We start from the raw sequence: 12154 nt of genomic DNA on the forward strand, positions 1-12154 counted from the left end.
GCGCGAAAATGCTGATTTTAACTAACTTTATGCTGTAATCTTGATTTATCTCAAATATGCAAAATGGCATTACAAAACATTAAAGAGCAAAAGCTAGGCCTGCATGCTGACACGCATGCAGGCCTGATTGATAGCATTTTAGAATGTGCTGAGGGCTTTTATCCAAGGAGCTTTTCCAAGTCGGTTTGTGCCATAATGGCCAGTATCTTTTGTCCGTTTGGCGTATAGTTCACGTTTTGACAAGTGAAGAGGGCGTTGACCAGGCTCTCCATCTCATCGTTGCCCAACACTTGTCCGTAAGGCAAGGCGGCATTGCGAGCAAGACTTAGAGCCAGTGCCTCGTTGATTTCGTCGTGCAAACCAGCCCCTTTCTCCATGGCCGTTGCCACCATGTCGCGTATCATCGCCACGGGATTGATGCCTTCTAGCCCTGCGGGAATGGCGTTAACGGCATAGTTTCGCGCGCCAAGGTCGGTCAGTTCGAAACCTAAGCCTTGCAAGTCGGGCATTATTTTCTGTGCCATGAGGTCTTCGGTGGCCGTGAACTGCACCACTTCGGGAAACAAAACTTTCTGCGATGCGCCCGAACGCTGAGACACCTGACGAAGATATTGCTCGAAAAGAATACGCACGTGGGCGCGGTGTTGGTCGATAACCATCAGTCCCGACTTAACGGCGGTCATCACATAGCGACCTTTATATTGATAATGAGCAGGCGATTTGTCTTCAATCATCCGCTCGGTCTCCCCACTCTGCCCGCCACTCCCAACATCAGGAAAAAGCCCAAGGTCGGCCTCTTCGTCGGCTTTCAAGCTGGCATACAGGTCCTCCCACCTACTATTATTTTTGGTTTGTAAGGCTGCTTGTGGCGTATCGTCAAAGGGATTGTAGTGCGGATTATAGTTCACTTTGGGCGCAGGCGCATTCTCATTGGGGTTATATACGGGAATATCGGGTCGCCCTTCGGTATCGAAATCAATGGTGGGAACATCGTTAAACAATCCTACTGCCTCGCGAACCGCAGCCGAAAGGATTTGCCACACGGCTTGTTCGTTCTCGAATTTTATCTCCGTCTTCGTGGGATGTATGTTCACATCGATGTCTTCGGGGTTCACTTCAAAATAGATGAAGTAAGGCACTTGCTCGCCTTGCGGCATCAATCGTTCGAAAGGTTGCATCACGGCCTTGTTGAAATAAGGGTGTTTCATGTAGCGACCATTCACAAAGAAATATTGGTGTGCGCCTTTCTTGCGTGCCGATTCGGGCTTACCCACAAAGCCATGTATCTTACAAATAGACGTTTCCACGTTGAACGAGAGCAGGTCTTGACTGATGCGTTTGCCGAAAACGTCTACTATACGCTGTTTAAGAACCACCGAAGGCAGGTTGAACACCTCGGTTCCGTTGCTGCGAAGCGTAAAGGCGATGTCGGGATAAACAAGGGCTATGCGCTCGAAGGCGGTGATGATGTTGTTGAGTTCTGTGGCGTTAGATTTGAGAAACTTGCGCCTGGCAGGGATGTTATAAAAGAGATTTTCGATACAAAGTTGCTCCCCACAGGGCATGCGCAAGGCTCTTGTCCTGTGAATTGTGAGCCGGCGATAGAGATGGACGTGCCAATCTCTTCGCTGGCAAGGCGCGTTTTAAGCTCCACTTGCGCTACAGCAGCGATAGAAGCCAAGGCCTCGCCACGGAAACCCATCGTGTTGAGGGCGAAAAGGTCGGACGCTTGACGTATCTTAGACGTGGCATGACGCTCGAATGCCAAGCGTGCATCGGTTTCAGACATGCCCCGACCGTTGTCGATAACCTGTACCGAGGTCTTACCAGCATCCATAACATTCACGTCGATGCGTGTCGCACCTGCGTCGACGGCATTCTCCACCAGCTCTTTAATGATGGATGCAGGCCGTTGTATCACCTCGCCAGCCGCTATTTGATTGGCCACCGAGTCGGGTAAAAGTTGTATTACGTCGCTCATTGATTGTTTCTCCTTTATATATAATATGTGTGTTTACATGGGGCGAACGGCAAAATGTGCCAAGGAAATAGCCTAAGAACAATAGGCTTAGCCCAAGAGTAACCTAAATAGAACGTAGCCCATAAACAGGAAGATGGCCACGAGCAGGAAGATGCGACTACCAAAAGCCACACCATAAGACTGTCCACGGCGGTGCAAATGGCTGTTAGGTGGGGTGAACGCACCCCGAAATCGGTCGGCATCGCGTGCCGAAACGTCTTGTCCCTCGGTTTTCTCTGTTAGCCCCAGCTCTTCTTTTGCACGTTGCTCTATGGCCTCCAACCTTTGTTTTCGGTCGTTGGCGTAGATGTATTCGTGATGAAACCTGCGCGGTTTGCGCATTGAAAACATTCCCATAGGCACGTTATTTGTTCGTGGTAAGCCTAAACAGTACTGGCAAACTTCCCCAATAATAGGCTGAAAGAAGTCGGCAAAAACGCGCGTTTTCCTTTTCGATGTTTGGGCTATCCTGCCGATTTACAGCTAACGGCAACAGCCTACTTTAGCTTTGGGTTGGCTGTTGTGGTTCGGCTCTTGGCAGTAGATTTCTTTGTCGTTGCAGCACTACTGCCCTTCTTCGCACTAGACTTTACAGCAGACTTAGCCTTTGTTGCTGCTGCATCAGTCTTGTTTTCGTCATCCACTGCCAGCTGCTTTGTGGCTTGCTCCGTTGTATTCTCTTTATCAGAGTTGGTGTTTCCCCCACTCTTCTCATCGTCATCGAGTCGTTGCTTGGGCAACACTCGCGGCTGAACCTTCTTTAATTCAGTTCCCGCTGCCTTCGGACGCCATTCGTATAGGTCGTCCTTATTAAGTGGCCGCACATAATCGAACCACCCAAACGCACCCAATTGCTCTTTTCCTGGCGGTATTTGGGTCATCGGATAGAGCGTTGCCTCAAAGCGACACGTCCATATCTTCTGCAATTTCCGCTGCGGAGAGATATACATTCGCATGGTATCGGTTTCGAGATAATTCAGTCCGATAAGGGTGCTGTCCTTCTCATCTACCGAATAATAGATGGAGCGCACATTGCTTATGGCATCGTTGCGGCGCACGTTGCCATCGACAAAATAGGCGAACATGTCCCTAGACGAGAGCTGATTGAAGTGCACAGAGTCGGGCATTTGCTCCACAGAGAGCGCCTGACCCAGCACGTGTGCCTCGCGAACAGTACTGTCTTGCATGTAGATCTTTATCACTTCGCCCAACAATTGGCGGTTGGCATTCCACACAATGGGGTCGCGATACATGGTAAGACACGAGTCCTTAGAGTTTGCCACCATCGAATCGCACACGGCTTGTACGTCTGTTCGATAGGCGCGTACATGCCGAAAGCAATGTGCAAGGCGATAAACCGAGTCGGTATTGATGTTATAGGTGAAAAGTTTCACCGAATCGGCATGCACATAAAGCGTATCCTTCTGCGAATAGTCCTTAGCCAAAAGCTTGCCTGTGGCCCACCCCACGCCCGTCTTTTCGTTATACTTGAAACGTTGGCAAAGCAAGCTATTATTATTCTTCTTGTCCACATATATCACGTCGCCGTAGCCTTCGCTTTGGCCAGTCTTGTCGTCGTAATAAAGGCTGTCGCCCGTAATGGTCTTGTATTTATCGTTAACAGTTGACCTTCCGAATAGTTTCGACTTACTCGTTTTGGTGTCGAAATAGCCATCGCGCGTTTCTATCACACCGGTTTTAGAGGTTATTTTCGACGGACCTAGCACATGAGCCATCGAATTTTGCGTATTGTAGTGCAAGGTGTCGGTGGTGATAACGCGGTCGCTCTCAATCATTTTCACGTTATAATAGAACACGGCCTCGCGCGTTTGGGTGTTGTATTGTCCCCAGTCAGCCACCAGTTTTTGGTTCTTGTCGGTGAGCGTTCCGCCCTCAAAGAAGTAAGCATTGTTGTAAAGGCGGTCGTAATTAAGGCTGTCGGTGTTGAGTGTTTGCCCACGATGTTTCAGCCACACGTTCTGACGAGCCTCCATCATCTGTGCCTGACCATCGTAAAACGCACGTTCGCACGTAAGCGAAAGCGTGTCGCCCTGTACCATTCGCACATGACCGAAGGCGCGAAACGAGTTTGTTTGCTGGTAAAAATAGGCACTATCACACCACATTCGCGCCCCTTTGTGCATAAATTGCACCTTTCCTTTCACGATTTGGGCATCGGGGACGGGTCCGAATTGGTCGTAGCGCAGCTCGTCCGAGTGCACCAGGTACACGCGGTCGTCGGCCTGCGGTGCCGTTTTCACCTTCTTTTGGGCAAGCGCAGGCAGCAAGCATAGCACAAAAAGGCATAGCACCGCCCATAAAACGCCGCTATGCCCATCGCCATTAGATGTCGATATTGGTTTTAATCTCATTTAATCCATCCCTGATATTCAAAGTCGCAGTTCTTATAGCGGTCGCCCATACGAACGTATGTTTGCTTTATCTTGTTCACCACCCAGTCGTGCAACTTCTTCTCACGTTCTTTGGCCAGCACCACATTGCGCATAACTTGGAAGTCTTCGGTTATGGTTGCGCGATGTCCGTCCACTCTATTCTTCAACTTGATGATGGCCACGACAGTCTTTCCGCGTGCGTTGGTCATTTGGAAAGGCTTGGAGATGTCGCCCACCTTCACACCTTCCACTTCGCGCGCTACCTCTGTGGGCAAGTCGCCCATACGGAACTTAGACGACAACGAGCGCGACTCTCTGTCGGTGTAGGCCATTAGTCCGTGGTTGTTCTTCGTGTCCTTGTCGTCGGAGATGAACGTTGCCCCCTCTTCGAACGAGAACTTACCGGCCTTTATGTCGCTGGCGATGGAGTCGAGGCGCGCTTTCGAACGGTCGATGTCGTCTTGTGCGATGCGCGGTTTCAGCAAGATATGGCGCACGTTAATCTTGTCGCCGCGCTTGTCGATAAGCTGTATGATGTGGTAACCAAACTCCGTTTCAACGATTTTCGAAATCTTATTGGGGTCGGTAAGGTTGAAAGCCACGGCAGCGAAGGCCGGGTCGAAGGCCGCTCTACCCGTAAAGCCCAACTCACCACCTTGTCTTGCCGAGCCTGGGTCTTCCGAATAAAGGCGCGCAAGGGTTGCAAAAGTTGTCTCTCCCTTGGTTACGCGGTCGGTATATTCGCGCAATTGGTCCTTAATGCGGTTCACTTCCTCGGTCTTCACCTTTGGGTTTTGGGTGATAATCTCCACCTCTACCATTGTAGGAACCATAGGAATGCTATCGGCAGGCAGGTCCTTGAAGTACTTGCGCACATCGGCAGGCGACACTTTCACATCGCTCACCAACTTTTCTTTCATCATGGCGATAAGGCGATTGTTCTTATAGTCATCGTGCATTGCTTGTCGCATCTCCGAAACGGTTTGCTTGCGATACTCTTCCAGTTTCTCTTTCGAACCTATCAGCTGTATCCAATAGTTTATCTGTTCCTCAATTCCTTGTGAAATTTCCGACTCGCTCACCTCCAAGCTGTCGATGGCAGCTTGGTGAAGGAAAAGCTTTTGCAAAGCCAATTGTTCGGGAATGGAGCAATCGGGGTTGCCTTTAAACTTGTGTCCCTCGTTCTCGGCCTGCAAGCGAGCGGCCTCCACGTCCGATTTCAGTATGGGTTCGTCGCCCACCACCCATATAACTTCGTCAACCACACTTGTTTCTGGCACGGCTGGTTCGGTTTTCACGGGCTTATTGGTTGCAGTTGCAGTACTATCGTTTTCAGCAACCTTTGTAGCCAACCCTTGCTTGGCATTGGCAGAAATGGCGGCGGTCAAAATCATTGCAGACAGGCCGCAGAATATCTTCGTTTTGGTTCTCATCGTTTTTATATATGTCGTTATCGGGGCGTTTAGTGTTTGTTCACGGTCTTTAATACCGCCTCGTTCACTTCCACCTTATATTCTTTTCGTAAGTTTTTCACCCATTCTTTCTCCAATGTTTCTTGGAAGTCGGCCACTACAAGCGCCCTTACATCGTCCATTTCCTGGGGGGCTTTAAGTTTCTTTCCTATCACACCCACAACGGGGAAGTTGGCATCGTCCTTTATTGCAACCTTTTGCTTAAAGGCATCGCGGTCCACCAAGGGGTTGTCGCCAAGCTTAAACACGCCCCGTTCGGCCTTTATGCGGATGGTAGAATCGTTGTTAAAAGCCTTTCTTAGAGCCTCGTTCCATTCGTTAAAGGGCAAATTCTTTACCATTTTCTTTGCTGCCTTAAAGTCTGCCTTGCTCTTGGCATAGCAGGCAATGCCCTTAAATCGCGGACTGTCCCAGGCGTATCTCTTCTTATTCTTGTTGAAATAATAGCGCAAACCCTCTTCGTCTTTCGCCGCTTTCTCCCAAACAGTGCGGTTACTTATTTCGTAAAGCAACAACCCGTCGTGATATTCTTGAATAAGATACCTCAGTGCAGGGTCCTTTGCCTCCATCGCTTGTGCGCGTTCTTCTAGCACATCGGCCGTTGTACGGGGCGTAGGCGATGCCTTAGCCAATTCGTTCAGCTTGTTGTCGATAATTTGTTCGCGCATGTCTGTCTGCTCGATGTAGGCAAAGATGTCGGCCTTTACCGAATCGTAAGGCAGAAAGCTGCGCCGTTCTATCATCTTAATGATATGGTAACCCGCTGGCGAAAGCACGGGTTTGCTTATCTCGCCCGGCTTGAGGGCAAAGGCTGCATCTTCAAACTCTTTCAGCGTTTGACCCTTTTGCAGCCAAGGCAGCTCGCCACCTTGTTGCGCCGAACCTTTATCGTCAGACAATTTACGAGCCAACGCAGCGAAGTCGGCCCCGCGTTTAAGGGCATTATAAATAGAGTCGATGCGCAGTTCGGCGCGGCGTTGCAAGTCTTTGGCCGACTTTTGGGGCAACAACAACATAATGTGTGCCACCCTTATCAGTCCGCCTTGCCCCTCAATGCGCTGCTTTGTGTCGTCGTATAGCTGGCGTGCAGCCTTATCCACGTCGTCGTTGTTAACGAACGAGGGGCGCACCTGCTGGTCGCGATAGTCGGCAAACTCGTTGCGAAAGGCCTGCGTGGTATCCAGTCGGGCGGCAAGTGCAGCCTCAACCTTCAACTTATAGTTTACGAAGAGCTCCACATACTGAGCCACCGTCTTCTTATCTACAACATTATCCGTGTTGTTTTTGTTATACGAATACTCAAATTCCGAACGGCTTACGGGCCGCCCGTTAATGGTCATAATGGTGGGGTCGTCTTGGGCGTGTGCCACGAAAGCACAAAACATCAATGCCACAGACAAGGCTCTACGTATCATTAGTTATAGGTTAAGCGGCGAAAACTTCTCGCCGAGGGGGCATTATTGGCACAAAGCCGCGCACGGCAAGAAGTTACACCTTATATTATATATACATGTGACTGGTTATTCAGGACGGCTGTAATTGGGTGCCTCACTCGTGATGGTGATGTCGTGCGGGTGGCTTTCCAGAACGCCCGCGTTGGTTATTCGGGTGAACTTAGCGTTGTGAAGGGCAAGAATGTCGTTCGCTCCACAATAGCCCATGCCCGAACGCAAGCCGCCAATGAGCTGATAAATCACCTCTTGCACCGTACCCTTATAAGGCACCCTGCCTGCAATACCCTCCGGAACAAGTTTCTTTGCCTCCAACGTATCGCCTTGGAAATAGCGGTCTTTCGAGCCATTCTTTTGCTCCATCGCCTCCATCGAACCCATACCACGATAGGTTTTAAACTTACGGCCGTTAAAGATAATCGTTTCGCCAGGGCTTTCTTCCGTACCGGCAACCAGCGAACCAATCATCACCGAGCTACCGCCAGCGGCCAAAGCCTTAACCACATCGCCCGAATAGCGCAGTCCGCCGTCGGCGATAAGTGGCACGCCTGTACCTTTCAGCGCATCGAACACACTGTAAATGGCACTCAGCTGGGGTACGCCCACGCCTGCCACCACACGTGTTGTGCAGATAGAGCCAGGCCCGATGCCCACCTTTACGGCATCGGCACCATGTTCCACCAGCAGTTTAGCAGCCTCGCCAGTGGCCACATTACCCACAACGATGTCCACATTGGGGAATGCTCGCTTAGCCTCGACAAGCTTTTCCACCACATATTTCGAATGTCCGTGCGCCGTATCAATAACAATCGCATCGGCACCAGCCTCAACAAGGGCTTTCATGCGTTCCAAAGTATCGGCCGTAACGCCCACACCGGCGGCCACGCGCAATCGTCCTTTCTCGTCTTTGCAGGCCATAGGCTTATCCTTTGCCTTGGTAATGTCCTTATATGTAATTAGTCCCACGATGCGATTGTTGGCATCCACCACGGGCAACTTTTCAATTTTGTTTTCTTGCAGAATCTTTGCTGCGGCTGCCAAGTCGGTTTGTTGGTGTGTCACCACAAGATTTTCGCTCGTCATCACCTCGTCAATCTTCTTGTCTAGGCGATGTTCAAAGCGCAAGTCCCTATTGGTAACGATGCCCACCAAGCAGTTGTCTTCGTCAACAACGGGTATTCCACCGATGTGATAGTCGCGCATCATGTCGAGTGCATCTTTCACTGTGCGACCACGCCGTATCGTAACGGGGTCGTAAATCATTCCGTTCTCGGCTCGTTTCACCACAGCCACCTCGTGCGCTTGTTCTTCAATAGACATGTTTTTGTGTATCACGCCGATGCCTCCTTCGCGTGCTATGGCTATGGCCATGGCCGCCTCGGTTACAGTATCCATAGCAGCCGTAACGAAAGGGATGTTCAATTCGATATTCCGAGAGAACTTTGTTTTCAACGTTACTGTCTTAGGCAGCACGTCGGAGTAAGCGGGTATGAGCAGGACGTCGTCGTATGTAAGGCCGTCCATCACAATTTTATCTGCAACAAATGATGACATAGTGGAGAATTTAGAAATTTATTGCATGCAAATTTAGCAATAAAATTCCACAAAGCTGATGGTTTGCCGCGTTTTTCTTATTTATTAAGGCATGTTCGGCAACCTAACATTGGCCCACAGCCTAAAAACCTTTCGAATTTGGTACGTTTATGTTAAGGCTATTGATTAAGGAACAACACCATACTATTTCCATGCGGAGCGTAACGTGGCCGAAGCTCAACTTGCCAGCATACAAACGCATTACCCCCCTTAGCCTGTCAACTTGCTAACTCGTGAACTTATGGACTTACTACCTTGTCAACTTATAAACTCATCAGCTCTTCAACTCAAAAGCTCATCAGCTCATCAGCTCACAAACTCACAACCTGGCCAACTCACAAATTCATCAACTCAAAAACTCATAAACTGGTCAACTCATCAACTCACCAACTCATCAACTCAAAAACTTAAAAACTTAAATTTTATTTTACAACACCGCTCCGATTTTCACTCCGTTCTAGCGAAAATTTAGGTTAAAAAGCAGGCAAATTGCCACTATTTCTAGTCTTCCACGTCTTTCGTTTTGTCTATTTTCAAGAACAAGAGCCGCATTTTGCACCATTTAGCCTTTCTAGTTTGGCCGCCAACTCATTATTCCATACGCCCAAATGTTTGCTTTTAGACCATAAAATCCAGCTTTTTAACAACTAATTCACCCTTTTCAGCCATGTTTTTCATGGTTCTAAAAGGTTTTGTTTATACCATTGCAGTGTATTTTTATGCTTTTCGGCTCGCATTTTGCACCATTTCGCACTGCATTTAGCACCATTTCACCTTGCATTTAGCACCAAAACGCACTGCATTTTGCACCATTTTACCTTGCGTTTAGCATCAAAACGCAGTGCATTTAGCATCAAAACGCATCGCATTTAGCTGCAAATCGCCCAAAAACGGGTGTTAGTGGCGGTATGTTTAAATAAAAATTCATTTTGACTGTATGTACAACCGACCGTTTTTTGCACCACACTAAACCCTCGCGAGAATCGATTTTTTGCGGCAAGGTGAGCCGTTGGTTGGCAGAAAGGCCACTCAAAATGTTAAAATCTACACTGAAAAGTTGACAGAATTTCAAATTAACGAGTTGACATGTTAACGAGTTGACAAGCGTAATGGTTCGTGCGTTTGCGAGCTGGGGAGTTGGGGGAGTTACGTGTTTGTGAGTTTATGAAACCTCAAGTTTATGAGTTGATAAGTTCATGAATGGAAAATGGTTAAGCTCGTAAGTGGATGAGTGATACTCATACGCAAATAGGAAAAACAACTTACATTGCCATAAGACGAAGAGGTAATCAACATTAGTACGAATGCAAATGTCCATAACAAGCCCTCAAAGCCCCTTATAACCCTGCAAAACTAAATGCGAAATCTGGCTAGAATAGCTACAATAGCCCCCTACCCTTTTGTTCCTCAATAATATATGGTGCGTTAACTTCCTTCATTCGCTTACGTTTACCACGCCCTAGGCTCAATGTAACGCGAAACATCAGCAAGTTATCGTAGGTTCGCAAGTCCAACCTCTGTACCTCTTTGTAAAAGGCGGCATCCACATTGCGTTGTTGCGACTGCCCTACCAACCAGCGAAGAGGCGGAACATAATTGAGCGACAAGTTTAGTCTTCGCTGCAACAACGTCTTTTGCAAAGACACTTGCCAAAGGCCTTGTCCCACTTCTTCCCAGCCTTGCAGCAAGGGGTTGCGCACCATTTCCTTGGCATACTCCACTTCGGCATTAAGTCCCCATCGCTTAGAAAACCAACTCAACCTGCTATTTAAGAAGGTCTATCGCCGTGAACGCACCCTCTCGAATTTGCAGTGTAATAGTATAAACATCCTTGTTAGCTTTATGTTGCACCACCTTTTGCGACACCACCACCTCGTGCAAGTTGATGGTTTTGGTGCTATCAACCAAAGTTGAGTCGCTCGTCACATTCTGCCCATGCAACGAAACACTGCTTGATACCAAGCCAATAGTTAGGAAATGAAATAGCATCATCAATGCCAAAAACGATAACAACCAAGCATTGCTGCATGTTGCAAAGTTAACTTTTTCCTTTGAACTAATCAATCTTTCTGCCATCTTTCACTCACTAACACACGATACCTAAGACACTACCTCACTTTGCAACTTGCGTGGAAATGAGTTTAAAGTAAATAAGCTTAGGGGCATTTGTCCATTTCGGTGCATTATCATTGGTCTAATTCACGGAAACAAACCTACTTAGAAAGCCGAAAGAAAAGGCAAGACAATGGCTACATATTTGAAAGAAAATCGTTATATTTGCACAACATCAACTATAAACAAATAAAAACGATATGGGAATAAAAAGATTTACTCACATTCTCTTGGCTCTTGCAATGGCCACATGCGCATGGGCACAAGGTCCGAACGGGTCGGGAACATATTACCAAAACGCCAACGGACAAAAGGGAGAGGCATTAAAAACCGCCTTGAGCAAAATTATCTCTACAGGTGCGGTAGACATAGGTTACAATGCACTTTGGAAAGCGTACCAAACAACCGACGTCCGACCAGACGGTACGATTTGGGACATCTACTCGAACATAACCAAATACGACCCCGAAACAGGCCATCAGGGGAGTTATAAGAAAGAGGGCGACGTGTATAACAGAGAACACACCACGCCGCAAAGTTGGTTCAAGAAAGCTAGTCCAATGAAAGCCGACCTCTACCACGTGTTCCCCTCAGATGGATATGTCAACAACAAGCGCAGCAACTTTCCCCTAGGCGAAACTAACGGCGAGCAATATAAGTCGGAAAATGGGTTTAGCAAGCTAGGAAAAAGCACCACACCAGGCTATGATGGAACAGTTTTCGAACCTGCCGACGAATTTAAGGGTGACTTAGCCAGGGCTTATTTCTATATGGCCACGCGCTATGAAGACAAGGTTGGCACTTGGAGCGGCGGCGTTTATGGGAATAGTAGTTACCCAGGACTGGCAAAATGGGCTTTGGATATGTTCATTCGCTGGTCGGGAAAAGACCCTGTTAGCCAAAAAGAAGTGGACAGAAACAAGGCTGTGTATAAGTTGCAAATGAACAGGAACCCGTATGTGGATTATCCCGGACTAGAACAATACGCCAGTTCGGGTTAAGGATTTGCCTAGAATAGCTCCAATTGCCTACTCTTTTCAATGCGCACTGGCAGTGCCTCGGGCTTATTCTCGAAGAAACAGTATGCTGCCAGTGCCGCACAGAGATTCATAA

The 12154-nt window shown here is 48.3% G+C and carries 7 protein-coding genes and 3 pseudogenes; 1 reads left to right on the forward strand and 9 read right to left on the reverse strand.

Annotated features, from left to right (window positions below; genetic code table 11):
• Positions 1 to 158: 158 nt before the first annotated feature.
• The 8 genes and pseudogenes from mutL to BN93_RS17340 form a co-directional block, all read right to left on the reverse strand.
• Positions 159 to 1981, reverse strand: a pseudogene (gene mutL / locus BN93_RS04635) (DNA mismatch repair endonuclease MutL).
• 87 nt (positions 1982 to 2068) lie between these two features.
• Entirely contained in the window at positions 2069 to 2377 is a 309-nt protein-coding gene (locus BN93_RS04640) for a hypothetical protein (protein ID WP_044259861.1), read from the reverse strand.
• A gap of 140 nt (positions 2378 to 2517) precedes the next feature.
• Positions 2518 to 4392, reverse strand: coding sequence for an OstA-like protein (locus BN93_RS04645; RefSeq protein WP_044259862.1), 1875 nt, complete (start codon positions 4390 to 4392; stop codon positions 2518 to 2520).
• Positions 4389 to 5846: a peptidylprolyl isomerase gene (locus tag BN93_RS04650; protein WP_019187181.1), complete on the reverse strand. Its 1458-nt coding sequence runs from the start codon at positions 5844 to 5846 to the stop codon at positions 4389 to 4391. The genes BN93_RS04645 and BN93_RS04650 overlap by 4 nt, the downstream gene beginning before the upstream one ends.
• 29 nt (positions 5847 to 5875) lie before the next feature.
• Positions 5876 to 7300, reverse strand: coding sequence for a peptidylprolyl isomerase (locus tag BN93_RS04655; RefSeq protein ID WP_019187182.1), 1425 nt, complete (start codon positions 7298 to 7300; stop codon positions 5876 to 5878).
• Positions 7301 to 7405: 105 nt separating this feature from the next.
• The gene (gene guaB / locus BN93_RS04660) at positions 7406 to 8890 is read right to left on the reverse strand and encodes an IMP dehydrogenase (protein ID WP_019187183.1); all 1485 of its coding nucleotides are present in this window, start codon (positions 8888 to 8890) and stop codon (positions 7406 to 7408) included.
• Between the two features lie 1418 nt (positions 8891 to 10308).
• Entirely contained in the window at positions 10309 to 10689 is a 381-nt protein-coding gene (locus BN93_RS04665) for a hypothetical protein (protein WP_019187184.1), read from the reverse strand.
• A gap of 4 nt (positions 10690 to 10693) precedes the next feature.
• Positions 10694 to 10924 carry a hypothetical protein gene (locus BN93_RS17340; RefSeq protein WP_157462659.1) on the reverse strand — a complete coding sequence of 77 codons (231 nt, stop codon included), beginning with the start codon at positions 10922 to 10924 and terminating at the stop codon, positions 10694 to 10696.
• A gap of 317 nt (positions 10925 to 11241) precedes the next feature.
• On the opposite strand from BN93_RS17340, the pseudogene BN93_RS04670 reads away from it, so the two are divergent.
• Positions 11242 to 12027 (forward strand): annotated as a pseudogene (locus BN93_RS04670) (HNH endonuclease signature motif containing protein); the annotation flags it as partial.
• A 23-nt stretch (positions 12028 to 12050) separates the two neighbouring features.
• Here BN93_RS04670 and BN93_RS18440 read toward each other — a convergent pair.
• Positions 12051 to 12154 (reverse strand): annotated as a pseudogene (locus BN93_RS18440) (IS982 family transposase); the annotation flags it as partial.

This window comes from Prevotella conceptionensis 9403948 (assembly GCF_000312305.1).
Lineage (GTDB): Bacteria > Bacteroidota > Bacteroidia > Bacteroidales > Bacteroidaceae > Prevotella > Prevotella conceptionensis.

Excerpts from the sequence above, each read along its gene's own strand:
- BN93_RS04640 (WP_044259861.1), bottom strand. The coding sequence starts at position 2,377 with ATGGGAATGTTTTCAATGCGCAAACCGCGCAGGTTTCATCACGAATAC.
- BN93_RS04650 (WP_019187181.1), bottom strand. The coding sequence starts at position 5,846 with ATGAGAACCAAAACGAAGATATTCTGCGGCCTGTCTGCAATGATTTTG.
- guaB (WP_019187183.1), bottom strand. The coding sequence starts at position 8,890 with ATGTCATCATTTGTTGCAGATAAAATTGTGATGGACGGCCTTACATAC.
- BN93_RS04655 (WP_019187182.1), bottom strand. The coding sequence starts at position 7,300 with ATGATACGTAGAGCCTTGTCTGTGGCATTGATGTTTTGTGCTTTCGTG.
- BN93_RS04645 (WP_044259862.1), bottom strand. The coding sequence starts at position 4,392 with ATGAGATTAAAACCAATATCGACATCTAATGGCGATGGGCATAGCGGC.